Source organism: Tenacibaculum gallaicum, from assembly GCF_003387615.1.
GTDB classification, from domain to species: domain Bacteria; phylum Bacteroidota; class Bacteroidia; order Flavobacteriales; family Flavobacteriaceae; genus Polaribacter; species Polaribacter gallaicus.
On record NZ_QUNS01000001.1, the window covers coordinates 899,720 to 915,018 of the forward strand.

The 15,299-nt window shown below is 31.9% G+C and carries 12 protein-coding genes; 4 read left to right on the top strand and 8 right to left on the bottom strand.

Annotated elements, in window-relative coordinates:
* Window positions 1-55: 55 nt before the first annotated feature.
* The gene (dnaG, locus tag C7448_RS04200) at window positions 56-2,059 is read left to right on the top strand and encodes a DNA primase (RefSeq protein ID WP_115900077.1); all 2,004 of its coding nucleotides are present in this window, start codon (window positions 56-58) and stop codon (window positions 2,057-2,059) included.
* Window positions 2,060-2,274: 215 nt separating this feature from the next.
* Here dnaG and nadE read toward each other — a convergent pair whose 3' ends face one another.
* Window positions 2,275-3,063 carry an NAD(+) synthase gene (gene nadE / locus C7448_RS04205; RefSeq protein WP_115900078.1) on the bottom strand — a complete coding sequence of 263 codons (789 nt, stop codon included), beginning with the start codon at window positions 3,061-3,063 and terminating at the stop codon, window positions 2,275-2,277.
* Window positions 3,064-3,155: 92 nt separating this feature from the next.
* Here nadE and gldB point away from each other — a divergent pair, with 92 nt between their 5' ends.
* Window positions 3,156-4,118, top strand: coding sequence for a gliding motility lipoprotein GldB (gene gldB / locus C7448_RS04210; RefSeq protein WP_115900079.1), 963 nt, complete (start codon window positions 3,156-3,158; stop codon window positions 4,116-4,118).
* Window positions 4,118-4,456, top strand: a complete 339-nt coding sequence (gene gldC / locus C7448_RS04215) for a gliding motility protein GldC (protein ID WP_115900080.1) — start codon at window positions 4,118-4,120, stop codon at window positions 4,454-4,456. Before gldB ends, gldC begins: the two co-directional genes overlap by 1 nt.
* A gap of 27 nt (window positions 4,457-4,483) precedes the next feature.
* Here the strand turns inward: gldC and folK are convergent, their stop codons facing one another.
* From folK to tamL, 6 genes are all read right to left on the bottom strand, one after another.
* Complete coding sequence (gene folK, locus C7448_RS04220; RefSeq protein ID WP_115900081.1) at window positions 4,484-5,614, bottom strand: 2-amino-4-hydroxy-6-hydroxymethyldihydropteridine diphosphokinase; 1,131 nt, start codon at window positions 5,612-5,614, stop codon at window positions 4,484-4,486.
* A gap of 289 nt (window positions 5,615-5,903) precedes the next feature.
* A complete protein-coding gene (locus C7448_RS04225) occupies window positions 5,904-8,126 on the bottom strand; it encodes a polyribonucleotide nucleotidyltransferase (protein ID WP_115900139.1) in 2,223 nt (740 codons plus the stop codon).
* 182 nt (window positions 8,127-8,308) lie between these two features.
* Window positions 8,309-8,578: a 30S ribosomal protein S15 gene (gene rpsO / locus C7448_RS04230; protein WP_047788611.1), complete on the bottom strand. Its 270-nt coding sequence runs from the start codon at window positions 8,576-8,578 to the stop codon at window positions 8,309-8,311.
* A 130-nt stretch (window positions 8,579-8,708) separates the two neighbouring features.
* Window positions 8,709-9,566, bottom strand: coding sequence for an acetyl-CoA carboxylase, carboxyltransferase subunit beta (accD, locus tag C7448_RS04235; RefSeq protein ID WP_115900082.1), 858 nt, complete (start codon window positions 9,564-9,566; stop codon window positions 8,709-8,711).
* A gap of 49 nt (window positions 9,567-9,615) precedes the next feature.
* Window positions 9,616-10,674, bottom strand: a complete 1,059-nt coding sequence (gene fbaA / locus C7448_RS04240) for a class II fructose-bisphosphate aldolase (RefSeq protein ID WP_115900083.1) — start codon at window positions 10,672-10,674, stop codon at window positions 9,616-9,618.
* 94 nt (window positions 10,675-10,768) lie between these two features.
* On the bottom strand, window positions 10,769-13,231 hold the full coding sequence (gene tamL / locus C7448_RS04245) for a translocation and assembly module lipoprotein TamL (protein ID WP_115900084.1): 2,463 nt from the start codon (window positions 13,229-13,231) through the stop codon (window positions 10,769-10,771).
* Window positions 13,232-13,302: 71 nt separating this feature from the next.
* Between tamL and C7448_RS04250 the strand changes: the two genes are divergently transcribed.
* The gene (locus C7448_RS04250) at window positions 13,303-14,037 is read left to right on the top strand and encodes a TrmH family RNA methyltransferase (RefSeq protein ID WP_115900085.1); all 735 of its coding nucleotides are present in this window, start codon (window positions 13,303-13,305) and stop codon (window positions 14,035-14,037) included.
* 9 nt (window positions 14,038-14,046) lie between these two features.
* Here the strand turns inward: C7448_RS04250 and C7448_RS04255 are convergent, their stop codons facing one another.
* Window positions 14,047-15,282 (bottom strand): radical SAM protein, encoded by a 1,236-nt coding sequence (locus tag C7448_RS04255; RefSeq protein ID WP_115900086.1) that lies wholly within the window; start codon window positions 15,280-15,282, stop codon window positions 14,047-14,049.
* Window positions 15,283-15,299 lie beyond the last annotated feature (17 nt).

The window sequence follows — 15,299 nt, forward strand, 5'->3', positions numbered from 1 at the left end:
AGTAAGATAACTTTTAAAACTAGTAGTATATTTGTTTGCTGTATTTGTATAGTATATGATAACCCAACAAACCATAGATAGAGTTTTTGAGAGCGCTCGAGTAGAGGAAGTGATAGGAGAATTCGTACAGTTAAAAAAATCAGGAAGTAACTTTAAAGGGTTAAGTCCGTTTACTGACGAACGTACCCCTTCGTTTATGGTATCGCCGGTAAAACAAATCTGGAAAGATTTTAGTACAGGGAAAGGAGGGAATGCGATTTCTTTTTTAATGGAACACGAGCATTACACTTACCCTGAAGCAATACGTTGGTTAGCAAAAAAATACAATATTGAAATAGAAGAAACTGAACAGTCTGATGAGGAAAAGCAACAGATGAATGAACGCGAAAGCATGTTTTTGGTTTCTAAGTTTGCCAAAGATTACTTTCACGATGTGTTGTTAAATACTCAAAATGGAAGAGCAATTGGGTTGTCTTATTTTAAAGAAAGAGGGTTTAGAGAAGATACTATTGAAAAGTTTGATTTAGGATACTGTAAAGACGAATGGGACAATTTTACCAAAGCAGCACTGGCTAAAGGTTATGATTTAAAATATCTAAAATCTACTGGTTTAACCATTGTAAAAGAAGGAGGAGCAGAAGATAGAAAGTTCGACAGATTTAAAGGGCGTGTGATGTTTCCTATCCATAGTATGTCGGGACGTATTTTAGGTTTTGGAGGAAGAATACTTACCAACGATAAAAAAGCCGCAAAATATCTAAATTCGCCTGAGAGTGATATCTACCATAAAAGCAAAATTCTTTATGGGTTATATCAAGCAAAAAAAGAAATAGCTAAAGAAGATAATTGTTTTTTAGTAGAAGGATATACTGATGTGATTTCGTTTCACCAATCTGGTATTGAAAACGTGGTAGCATCTTCAGGTACTGCATTAACACCGGATCAAATTCGTTTGGTGAATAGATTAACACAAAACATAACCGTGCTTTTTGATGGTGATGCAGCAGGTGTTAGAGCTTCACTTCGTGGAATTGATTTAATTCTTGAACAAGGAATGAATGTTAGGGTAGTAGCCTTTCCTGAAGGGGAAGATCCTGACAGTTTTGCCAAAGCGCATTCGAATGCTGAATTAAAACAATATTTAGAAGAAAAATCGCAAGATTTTATTGAATTCAAAGTTTCTTTATTAATGAAAGAAGCGGCGAATGATCCTGTAAAAAAAGCAGGATTAATTAGAGATATTGTTACAAGTATATCTAAAATTCCTGATGGTATTCAACGAGAAGTGTATGTGCAAGAGTGCGCACGTATTATGGATATTTCAGAGAGAGTACTATTTAGCGAGCTTGCACAATTACTAAAAAAAGGAGCGGCATCAGTAAGAAAAAGTAGTGTAGGACAAGATCCTAATCAACTACCTCCAGATCATTTCCAAGAACAAACTTCTATGGAAGCTATAAAAGGAGGTAAGGGAAAGTTACAGCAAAGTATTAATCAATTAAATATTCTAGAGAAAGAAATTATTAGAATATTGTTGTTATATGGTAACGAAATTGTTGATTTTGTGAACTGGGTAGATGCAGTTGACGAAAGAGGGCGTCCTTTTTTAGAAAAAGAAGAGTACCAAAATACGGTTTCAAACGAGTTATACTTAAATTTACAAGAAGACGAAATAGAGTTTACCAATGAAATATTTCGATTGACCTATTATGAATTAATTCATCAATTAAATCAAGAAGAAAAAATTAAAGTAGATCATTTGGTAATGCATGAAAACCCTCAAATATCTAGTTTAGTAACTAATATTTTGATGGATGAAGAAAAATATAATTTGAGTGATTGGGAGCGTAAGGAAGTTTTTGTAACAGAAACAGTTAAAATTCTTCCGAAGTTGGTAACAGATGCTATTTTAAACTTGCGTAGAGTTTTAATTGAAGAAAAAATCAAAGAAATTATGCAAGAAAGTCAAGAACAAAAAACAATACCTAATCTAGAAGAAATAGGGAACTATACAGGGTTGAAAAAGCGTCTTTTCGAAAAACTGAACCGCGTAATTTAAGGCTGATAAATTGCTGAATGTTTAGGATTTTAAGGGGCTTAACATTTTTTTTGTAACTTTACTCGCGAAAAGAACAAGAAACCAAAGAAAAAATGAGAAAGTTGCTGCAAATTCTAGAGTTGCTTAGATTACTAGTTATATTACCTTTTAATATATCTAACGGGCAAAAAAAGAGTGCTTACCAAAGGATTAAACGACAAATGATGTCGGTTAACTTACTTTAATTCTTTAGGAATTTCACATATAGGTATAGGAATCATTTTATGCTGGTTAACTCGGTTTAGACGCGCGTATATTTTATACACTTCTAACTCTCTACCAGAAAAATCATCCACAGTTTTTCCCGAGTCTTGCATTTGCATAGCCCATTCTAACTCATCGTAAGAAGCTCCGATTTGGTCTTCGTCTGTTCTGCTATCTCCAAATAAACCATCAGTAGGTTGTGCTTTTTGAATAGAAGTAGGAACATCTAAATGAGTTGCTAATTCATAAACTTCAGACTTTACTAAATCGGCAATTGGACTTAGATCTACACCACCATCACCATATTTAGTATAAAAACCTACACCAAAATCTTCTACTTTATTTCCAGTTCCTGCAACTAGTAAACCATGTAATCCAGCAAAATAGTATAAGGTTGTCATGCGTAAACGTGCTCTAGTGTTGGCTAAAGCTAAGTCAACTTTAGCAGAAGGTTTAACTTGCGGTACAATAGTTTTAAAATCTTCAAAAGTAGAAGTTAAATCTACTTCAGCTTCACTGACATTACTAAAACGCTCTTTTAATAGTTTAATGTGTTCATTCGCTCTACTTACTTGGCTTTTAGCTTGATGAATTGGTAACTCAACACACAACGTAGGTAAACCAGTTTTAGCACATAATGTTGAGGTAACTGCACTATCAATTCCACCAGAAATTCCTACAACAAAACCATTTACTTTTGCATTAGTAGCATAATCTTTTAACCAATTTACAATATATTCAGTGACTTTAGGAGTATTCATTTTTGTGATATTTTAAGAGTTTATCATTAAGCGATAAAAACTAATTTAGTAATTTCGACGTTGTAATTTTGAATGTAAATATACTAAAGTTCATGGGAAAAATTTTAGCACTAGTTGTCTTAGTTCTTGTAAGTCTTTCATGTAAAAATGATGAAAGTAATAAGTTAGATGTTGATGTATCAAATATTAATGTAAATGTTGATTTAGAACGTTTTGATGTTGATTTTTATAATACTAAACCAGAGGAACTTACTAAGACAAAAGAAAAGTATCCAATGTTTTTTCCTTCACAACCAGATAGTGTTTGGATAAATAAAATTCATAACAAAGATGAGCAGGAGTTGTTTGTTGAGACGCAAAAAGTTTTTCCTGATGTTGTAGAAGAAAAAGAGCAATTAAAATCATTATTTAAGCATGTAAAATACTATAATCCAAGATTTGTAAGTCCAAAGGTAATTACAATGCTAACGAATATTGATTACAACAATAGAATTGTATATACTGATGGTTTATTGTTGATTTCTTTAGATGCTTATTTAGGTGAGAAACATGAATTTTATAATGACTACCCAGCCTATGTAAAACAAAATAATACCAAAGAACACATTGTTGTAGATGTTGCTAAAGCCATTGTTGGTAAACAAATGTTACCAAGTATGGCAAGAAGTTTTATTGATAAAATGATTTATCGTGGAAAAAAAATGTATTTACTAGATGCTTATCTACCTAGCACACCTGATGCTGTAAAAATTGGATATTCGGAAGAAAAATTAGATTGGGCAAAAAGTAACGAAGAACAAATATGGATGTATTTTATAGAAAAAGATTTGTTGTACAGTACAAGCAAAAATGTTGATAAACGTTTTTTAGATTTAGCCCCTTTTTCTAAGTTTTATATGGAACAAGATAGTCAATCACCAGGTAGAATAGGAGAGTGGATTGGTTGGCAAATTGTACGTTCGTACATGCAAAAGAATGATGTATCTTTGCATCAATTATTACAAACAAGTGAAGAGGAAATCTTCAAAAACTCAAGATATAAACCAAAAAGATAATGGCGGTAGAGCATACATCAAAAATAACATTTAAAGTAGGATTAGACGAAAACAAAGTTCCTGAAGAAATTACTTGGAATGCAGAAGACGGAGGTATAAAAGATGAAGCATCAAAAGCAATTATGCTATCTGTTTGGGATCATAAACAAAAAGATACCTTACGTATGGATTTATGGACAAAAGACATGCCTGTGGATGAAATGAAGCAGTTTTTTCATCAAACCTTGGTGTCTATGGCAAATTCTTTTGAAAGAGCAACAAACGACGAAAAAATGAGCGCAACCATGCGTGATTTTTGTGATTACTTTGCTGAAAAGCTAGAGTTAATTCAGAAATAAAAAAAAGCAGCTTTTAAAGCTGCTTTTTTATGTATTGTAGTTTTTTATCTTATTAATGATAGTTTCATAATCATCTGGGTTGTTTACAAAATCTAAATCAGAAACATCAACAATTAGAATGTTTAAATCAGGTTGAGTTTTGATAAAATTGCTATACCCATCGTGAATCTTTTGTAAATAACTAGCTTCTATATTTTGCTCGTAATCACGTCCACGTTTTTTAATGTTTTCTAACAAGCGTTCTGTATTTTGATATAAATACACATACAAATCAGGTTTAGTGATTTCTTTGTACATTAAATCAAACATTTTTCTGTATAACTTATATTCATCACTGTGCAAAGTAATTTGCGCAAAAATGAGCGATTTAAAAATGTAGTAATCAGAAACAATAAAGTTTTTAAATAAATCGAATTGCGCTAAATCATCAGAAAGTTGTTGATAACGATCAGCCAAAAAACTCATTTCTAATGGAAAGGCATAACGTTCATTATCATTATAAAACTTCGGTAAAAATGGATTGTCAGCAAAACGTTCTAACACAATTTTTGCGTTAAACTCGTCAGACATCATATTGGCTAATGAAGTTTTTCCAGCACCAATATTACCTTCAATAGCGATGTAATTATACTTTTCAGTAATAGGCATAGGTCGTGCTAATTTTTCATTGAGCTTGGTGATTCCTGAAGTATCATTACAATTCTCTAAGCAAATATATAAATGCTTTTTCTCTATAGGGTGGATAACATTACGAGCAATATCAACCAAAGGAACCAGTGCAAACTTACGTTCTAACATTCGTGGATGTGGTACGATTAAGGTTTTAGAAAAGATAATTTCATCATCAAATAATAAAATATCTAAATCAATTAACCTATCAGAATATCCTTCGGTATTTTTTCGAGTTCTTCCAAGTTCTTTTTCTATAGAAAGTAGTCTAAGTATTAATTGTTCAGGAGGTAAATATGTTGAAACTTTAATACAAGTATTGAAAAAGTTATTGCTATCAAACCCCCATGAAGCCGTTTCGTATACAGATGCTACTTTTAATACAGCGCCTACCTTATCAGCAATTGAGTTGATTGCTTGCTGAATGTTTGCAAGCTTATCTCCTTGGTTGGTTCCTATAGAAATATATGTAATTCGTTGTATTTTCATGAATGGGATGCAAAGAAAACTAAAACTAAAAAAAGAAAAGCTAAAAAAAGATTTTTTATTTAAATATATTTTTAAAAATAGGGTAGGGTATTTTATTTTTCAACTGTTATAGTGTTGGATTTCTTTATAGAGTAAGATTTTCATATGATTATTGGGGAATGATCTGAAACAACTCTAAGTAAAAGACTGCTAGTTTTAGTAGTCTTTTTTCTTTATTAAAAAGTATATAAAACAAAAAAAGCAACCAAATTTAAATTTGGTTGCTTTTTTATATATCTAAAAAGAATTTTTATGATTCCTTTTTCTCTTGTCTAGGTTTTCTATCGTCACGGCGATTATCGCGGTTACGATTATCACGACCTTTATTGTCTCTAGGTGGCCTAGCTACATAACCTTCAGGTTTAGGTAATAAAGCCTTTCTTGAAACTTTCTCTTTACGAGTTTTAGGGTCAGTTCCGAAATATTTTACATCTAAAACATCTCCTAAATTAACAACATCTGTAACATTGTTAGTGCGTTCCCAAGCTAACTCGCTAACGTGTAATAAAACTTCATTTCCTGGAGCCTCAATATATTCTACAACGGCACCAAAATCTAATAACTTTATTACTTTTACTTCGTAAACAGAACCTTTTTCAGGTTTAAACATCATCGACTCGATACGCGCAAGAACTTTTTCAATTCCTTCAGGACTTGTTCCTAATATCTCAACGATTCCTTCTTCAGTAACAGGGTCTTCGTTGATAACAATAGTAGTTTCTGTTTCTTTTTGTAACTCTTGAATGTGTTTTCCACCAGGTCCAATAAATGCTCCAATCATATCGTTAGGAATCACTCTAGTAACCATTTTAGGTGCATGAGCTTTTACTTCTGTATTAGGAGTAGCAATGGTATCTGTTAGTTTTTCTAAAATGTGTAAACGACCATCACGAGCTTGTTTTAATGCACTTACTAAAATTTCGTAACTTAACCCTTTTACTTTAATATCCATCTGACAAGCTGTAATACCGTCAGAGGTTCCTGTTACTTTAAAGTCCATATCTCCTAAGTGATCTTCATCACCTAAAATATCAGATAAAACTGCATAACGATCACCATCAGAAATTAATCCCATTGCGATACCAGAAACAGGTTTCTTTAATTGCACACCAGCATCCATTAATGCCATAGTACCAGAACAAACGGTTGCCATAGAAGAAGAACCGTTAGACTCCAACACTTCAGATACAACTCTCACGGTATATGGGCAATCAGCAGGAATCATTCCTTTTAAGGCTCTTTGCGCTAAATTACCATGACCAACTTCTCTACGTGAAGTTCCTCTTAAAGGACGTGCCTCTCCAGTACAAAAAGGAGGGAAATTATAATGTAAGTAAAAAGTTTCTTCACCTTCGTAAGACGGCATGTCTATTTGGTTAGCCTCTCTAGAAGTCCCTAAGGTTACAGTTGCTAACGCTTGTGTTTCTCCACGTGTAAAGATAGAAGAACCGTGTGTAGAAGGTAAGTAATCAACCTCACACCAAATAGGTCTAATATCTGTAGTTGTACGCCCGTCTAAACGCAATCCTTCAGCTAATGTTAACTCTCTAACAGCGTTTTTTTGTGCTTTGTTAAAGTATTTTCCAATTAAATTACCGTAGTCTTCAATTTCTTCTTCAGAAAAAGTAGCTATAATTTCTTCTTTTACTTCAGAAAAAGCTAAACCTCTTTCTGCTTTTGAAGTTCCTTTTTTAGCTATGTCATAACATTTAGCATAGGCTAAATCGTTAATTTTTTGAGCTAACTCTTCATCTTCTCTTTCTGCCTCGTATTCACGAGTTTCTTTTTTGCCAAAAGCTTCTGCTAAACGAACTTGAGCTGCACATTGTACTTTAATAGCTTCGTGTGCGAATTTAATAGCATCTGCCATTTCTTCTTCAGAAATCTCATCCATTTCACCTTCAACCATCATTACAGAATCTGCTGAAGCTCCAATCATCATGTCGATATCAGATTCGGCTAATTGTGCTCTGTTTGGATTGATTACAAACTCTCCATTTACTCTAGCAACACGTGCTTCAGAAATTGGAGTTTCGAAAGGAATATCTGATAATTGAATTGCAGCGGAAGCAGCTAAACCAGCTAAAGCATCTGGCATTACCTCTTCGTCATGAGACATTAACTGAACCATTACTTGTGTTTCAGCGTGATAGTCTTTTGGAAATAAAGGACGTAAAACACGGTCTACTAAACGCATTGTTAATACTTCTCCATCACTTGGTCTTGCTTCTCTTTTAAAGAAACCTCCAGGGTAACGTCCTGCAGCTGCAAACTTTTCTCTGTAATCTACTGTTAATGGTAAAAAGTCAACATCAGATTGCTTGTAGTTAGATACTACAGTACATAATAACATTGCTTTTCCCATCTGAACAACAACTGAACCGTGTGCTTGTTTTGCTAATTTACCGGTTTCTAACGAGATGGTTCTTCCATCTCCAAGGTCTATGACCTCTCTAAATACTTTTGGAATCATAAATTTTAATTCTAATGTTTTTGTTTTGTTTGTTGTTGTGTTGTTGTTGCTCCAATGGAAAATCAAAATTATTGTTAGTAATTTTGAGCTTTTTATATATAAATTTCTGTTTGTTAGTCAGAAATAAATTTCATGTAAAAATAAAAAAGAGGCACGTTTGTAGAGCCTCTTTTTTTGTAGAATTATTTTCTAATTCCTAATTCTTTAATAATCGCACGATATCTGTTAATCTCTTTTTTCTTTAGATAATCTAATAAGCTTCTACGCTTACCTACCATACGTACTAACGAGCGCTCTGTGTTAAAATCTTTACGATTTTTCTTTAAGTGCTCAGTTAAGTGGTTAATTCTGTGCGTGAATAACGCGATTTGACCTTCTGCAGTACCAGTATCATTTGCTCCTTTACCGTGTTTTGCGAAGATTTGTTCTTTAACTTCTTTTGTTAAATACATGCCAATATTATTTAAATGATTATTATGTACTCAATGCATTCACATTGAAGTTGCAAATGTACGATTATTTTTTGGAAAGGAAACGGAAAAAATTAGAAAGCAAAAAAGCTAGCAAACGCCAGCTTTTTTGTTATGCTCTTACAGATTGATTTTGTGTTAAATCTATATATAAGTTGATTTGTTTTTTTAAGTCTTTTCGCTCAAAAATTGCATCTAAGAAGCCATGCTCTAATAAAAACTCTGAACGTTGAAACCCTTCTGGTAAATCTTTACCAGTAGTATCTTTTACAATACGAGGACCAGCAAAACCTATTAACGCATTTGGTTCTGCAATATTAATGTCTCCCAACATAGCAAAAGAAGCTGTGGTTCCTCCTGTTGTAGGATCGGTACATAAAGATATGTATGGAATTTTGGCATCTGCTAATTGTGCAAGTTTAGCAGAAGTTTTAGCTAACTGCATTAAAGAAAGCGAAGCTTCTTGCATACGAGCTCCTCCTGATTTAGAAATCATTAAAAAAGGAATGTTGTTTTTGATTGAATAATCAATAGCTCGTGCTATTTTTTCTCCAACTACACTACCCATAGAACCTCCGATGAATGCAAAATCCATAGAAGCAACTACTAAGTCTTTTCCCATTGATTTACCAACGGCAGTACGTACAGCATCTTTTAATCCTGTTTTTTTCTGAGCTGCTTTTAATTTCTCAGGGTACTTTTTAGTGTCTTCAAACCTTAAAGGATCTTTAGCTGATAACTTTGGATCTAATTCTTTGAATTTATTATCATCAAAAAAGATTTCAAAATACTCTTTACTACCTATACGCACGTGGTATCCGTCTTCTGGACTTACGTATAAATTCTTTTTTAACTCGTCGGTGTCAATTATTTTTCCACTTGGGGTTTTATACCACAAGCCTTTTGGTGTGTCTTTCTTTTCTTCTGTTGGGGTTTGAATCCCTTTGTCTGTACGTTTAAACCAAGCCATAATTTAGTTTTTTATTCTTTAGTTGTTTGGTTTTCTTTTTCAAAGAATACTATAATGTATTTACATTATTTAGGTCTTCAAAAGCTTTCTTTAATCGAGCCTTGAAGGTTTGTTCTCCTTCACGTAACCATTTACGAGGGTCATAATACTTCTTATTAGGAACATCACCTCCTTCAGGGTTACCAATTTGAGATTGCAAATATGCAGATTTTTCTTTCATATAATCACGAACACCTTCGGTAAATGCATATTGTAAATCAGTATCGATATTCATTTTAATAACTCCGTAGCTAATTGCTTCGCGAATTTCTTCTAAAGTAGAACCTGATCCTCCGTGGAATACAAAGTGAATTGTATTGTGAGGAACGTTATATTTTTCTGAAATATACTCTTGAGAATTCTTTAAAATTTTTGGAGTTAATTTTACATTTCCAGGTTTGTATACTCCGTGGACATTTCCAAAAGCAGCAGCGATTGTAAATTGTGGGCTAACTTTCATTAACTCTTCATAGGCATAAGCTACTTCTTCTGGTTGTGTATATAACTTAGATACATCTACATCAGAATTATCAACACCGTCTTCTTCACCACCAGTAATTCCTAATTCAATTTCTAAAGTCATTCCCATTTTACTCATACGAGCAAGGTATTCTTTACAAATTTCAATGTTTTCTTCTATTGGTTCTTCACTTAAATCAATCATGTGAGAACTGTATAAAGGTTTTCCTGTTTCTTTATAAAATTGCTCACTAGCATCTAATAAACCATCAATCCAAGGTAATAATTTTTTAGCTGCGTGATCGGTATGTAAAATAACAGGAACCCCATAAGCTTCTGCTAATAAATGTATGTGTTTTGCACCTGCTACTGCACCAGCAATAGCAGCTTTTTCGTTGTCGTTTGATAAGCCTTTACCTGCATTGAATTGAGCACCGCCATTAGAAAATTGGATTATTACAGGCGAGTTAAGTTCTTTAGCTGTTTCCAAAACACTATTAATAGTGTTTGATCCAACAACATTAACAGCTGGTAAAGCAAAGCCTTTTTGTTTTGCTAATTCAAAAATTTCTTGAACTTCTTTTCCGGTGGCAACTCCAGGTTTAATCATTTTTTATTTGTTTAGTAGTGTGTTACATAATTTATAGAACAAATCTACACTTTTTTATACAAGTTGCGATAAATTTTTAACAGAAAGTACTTTGTTAGAAGGGGTAGTTTATACCGATATTTAGTACTGAGTTAGAGAAATTGAAGTTTTGAAACCACCTATTATTTGTTAAGTAAGGCTCGTGTGCTTTGAAACCTAAATCTAGTCTTGCAATTAAAAACTTAAAGTCATAGCGAAGCCCAAAACCAGCACCAACAGCTATATCTTGTAAAGATTTGAATCCGTTAAACTTAGAAGGGGCATCAGCAAATTCTGAACTGGTAATATCCCAAATATTTCCAGCATCTATAAATAAAGCAGATTTTAAAGAACCAAAAACGTCAAAACGGTATTCGAAACTGGTTAAAAACTTTAAACTACCTATATTATACTCTAAAACAGGAGTTCGTGTACCAGGTCCTAAGTCGTAGGTTCTCCATGCCCTAATGTCATTTGACCCCCCAGCAAAATAGCTACGAGAAAAAGGAATAAAAGGAATGTCTGAGTCATCGTATGTTAAAATCGCTCCTAGAAAAGTTCTATGAGCTAACACATTATTGTCACCTAAATCCCAATATTTTTTATACTCAATATCAGTTTTGAAATATTGGGCAATAGGAATTTTAAACACTGTTTTTTGCCCTAAACTGTTAGTATTATTAGATAAAAGCCCCATAATATTCCCTGAGTTAGCTATTCTAAACTTAAAAAAAGAAAAACTAGCATCTTTAATATTTTCTTGGTTGTTGTAAGTGTAGCTGTAAGCGATTTCAGGAATTAAAAAATCAGAAGTTACAATATTATATCTGTTAGCAAGGTTTAAAACATTTTGAAACTCAGTAGGATTAGAAGCTGCAAAATTAGCATCAGTAATAATATCAGTAACAAACCTAATTATTTCATTAGAATTACTCGGTGTGTTATTTGGAAAAGTGTAAGAAGGATCATAAATTTCAGCAACTTCAGCTAATTTTCGATATTCAGAATTATAAACAGAAAAATAATTATCAATATTTAAGTTTCTTATGTACTGTGTGTTTAATAGTTCTAATTGGATTGATTTTTTTTCATTGTAGTCCCACTTATAATCTATTCCTACTGATATATTTTGCTTGTCTAAACCAATATTTTTTTGAATTCCAATCCCTGAATAAAATTTAGTTCTAGGAAACATTCTTTTGGGTACTAACTTATGCAATCCAAAAGGAGCCATAAAACGAGGTATTTCTAATGAAATATCAGAACCAACTTCCCAACCAGGTCCATTATTTGAGTTAAAATAAGACGTAAAAGCTGAAAGTTTAAAAAGCTCAGCACCTTTAAATGTATTTCTATTGGTTAATGAAAACTTTAAAGAAACATCAAAGTTACGAATGTTAGAGCGAGACAATTCAGTTTCAAAACCTAAAGTGTATTTTTCAATAGGGGTTAAAAATACATTTGCTTCTAATTCATTTTCGCTTAATTCGTTATATCGAATAGAAGTTGCTTTAAAATTTTTTAGCCCTCTTAAATGAGTACGAGTTAAACTTCTAAGAGAATCACTATAAACAGTATTTGGTTTTATAAATAGAGATTGAGATAAATACTTAGGATTGTATTTTAATTTTCGAAGAGCATAAAAGTTTATCCCTTTATAACTAGTAGTATCTTTATGTTGAGAGTTTCTTGTACTATAAGTATAATCAGTGAAAACATTTACCTTCTTTATTCTCTGAATTTGAAAAGGAACAGTTTTATCAGAGATATTAATGTCTACATCAGTTTTTTTATAGTTTTTTAAAGTGTCATTTTCAAATGAAATATAATTCTCGTTAAAATGATAGACTCCTTTGTTTCTAAAAAGCTTTACAAGTCGATTAGCTTCATTTATGAAATTGTCATTTTTATAATGATCTCCAGATTTTAAATGACTTTTGTCTTTTGTTAGCTGATATAAAGAGTCTAAAACTGGTGATGTAATAAAGGTTTTTATGGTATCTAAATAAGAAGGATTTCCTTTTGTAATATGATAACTAATTTCACCTTTCTTCTTACCTATAGTATCCTTTTTAGAAGAAACTTTGGCTCTAAAATATCCTTCAGTTTGATAGTAAGCTTTTAAATTATCTACAGTCCTATTAGTTTTTTTGTCATCAATTATAATTGGAGCTTGTCCGCTTGTTAAAAACCAATTATTAAACCCAATAAATGTTTTAGCTACAGCAATACTTTGCTTTTCAGAAAAAATATTTTTGTAAAAATTATAGGTTTTTGGATGTTTTTTAGCCCATTCACTTGGTGTTTTAGGTGCTTCAGGATTCCCTAAATTATAAAAATGCAATGATAAAGGCATACCTAGAGCCTTAGCGTTAGGACGTTGCATTAGTAGTTCAGTAATATTACCACTTGAGTTTTTTACACTGTCAATATATACCGTGTTTTTGGCTAGCAATAACTCGTTTTCTTTAACATATTTAATCGTGCTACATGAGCTGAATAAGACTACTAATAAAAAGAAGAAAGAAAGTTTTTTCATTAACTTTACACCTCGTATTAAGAATCAAAAATACTATTTTTTAGTGGTTTTAGAGTGTTAAAAACAATTTAATGAGTTTATCTAAAAACAATATAAAGTTAATAACTAGTTTACAACAAAAAAAGTATAGACAGAAGCATCAATTATTTGTAGCAGAAGGAGTGAAGGTGGTTAATGAATTACTTGCATCTTCTTTAAAAGTAGAACAATTATATACTACTGATGAGTCATTTATGACTTTAAAAGAAGTAGAGGTTGTTTTGATTTCTGAAAATGAGTTGAAAAAAGTAAGTACTCTAAAAAAACCAAATAAGGTATTAGGTCTGTTTAAGATTCCGAAAGATGAAGAAATTAATAAAAACAGTTTTATTGTTGCTTTAGATGGAGTTAACGACCCAGGGAATTTAGGAACAATTATCCGTCTATGCGATTGGTTTGGGATTTCTGAGTTGGTATGTTCTAAAAATACGGTTGATTGTTATAATCAAAAGGTGGTACAATCTACTATGGGGTCGTTAACAAGAGTTCAGGTTTCATATGTTGACCTACCTGAATTTTTAAAGAGTACTTCATTGCCTATTTATACAGCAGATATGGATGGTGAAAATGTATACACTACATCATTACCTAAACAAGCAGTTTTAGTAATGGGAAATGAGGCAAATGGAATTTCACCTGAGATTACTGATGTTGTAAAAGATATTATAACCATTCCAAGGTTTGGTGATTTGCAACAAACTGAAAGTTTAAATGTAGCTACAGCAACAGCTATATTACTAAGTGAGTTTAAAAGAGATTTAATTTAACTGATAAAACTAAATCGCAACTACTTGATTTTTTTCAGAAAAAGCTTCTAATTCTTCTTTATAAAGTGCGTCATTACTTTCGGCAATAGTAGAAAGATAATTTGTGATTTCAATTGGTTTTATAAGTTCTATATTTTCTTTTTCGTGTAATTCAGGATAACATGATATAAAGAATTTTTGTATGTGAGCTATCAGTTTAATTAGGTCATTACAGTAAACAGAAGGATTGTTGAAACCGTTTTTTTTGTTATAACGATGAACCAACCTGCCACCTTTGCAAATTTCATTTAATGGGCACTCTAAACATTGTTTACAAAGCTTTGTGTTAAAATCATTAAAATATAATTTACCTAAAGAGGTGTGTTGTATATCTTGAAAACTATTTTCTTTAATATTTAGTCCAGTTTTTGTAAAACCATGACCACAAGCTTTTAGAGAATCTATAGCTTCAATTTCTCCATTGGTTTCGATAACTAAAACAGTTGATTCATTTTTTGCAATTTCATTAACTCTCATAAAAGAGTTTAATAATCCTAAAAATAGTGGAACCTTAAATCGTTTGGGATCGCTAATCCAAATGTCAAATAAATTAATTAGCCAATCAGCCATTAAGGTTTGGTTTTTATCGAAAGGAAAATTATCATGTGTATAGTCAGGAATTAAAAAGTTTACATAGCTGACATTCATTTTTTTAAAGCTATCGTAAATTTCTTTTGGGCTTTCTTCAATATTAATAACACAAGCTATGTCAGCAAAATTCATTTCATTTTTTAATAGTTTAACACTTTCAAAAACTGTATCGTAGCTGCCATTCCCTTTATGATCTACTCTATACATATCGTGTGCCTTTTTAGTTCCATCAACGCTTATACTAGGATAAATGTTTAAGTTTTTAAATAATTGTATCCAACTTTTATCTAAAAGAACACCGTTTGTTTGTAAGTCAAAAGAGAAAGATACATCAGTTAGCTCTTGTTGTATTTTTTGTACCTTACTTATGAAATCAATATAAAAATCTTTGGAAGCGAGTAGAGGTTCGCCTCCATGGAAAATAAAAGAAAATTCTTTTTTGTTATACTTTTTTATATAGTTTTTAGTCTTTTCAATAATATTATCAACTACTTCTGAAGACATGAATTTAGGTTGATTTTTATAGGTAGTATCTCCAAGGTTGTACATGAAGCAATATGAGCAATTAAGGTTACACCTGCTAGCAATTTTTATGGCTAAAGAATTAAAGTTCATAATTTGAAAAGATGTTG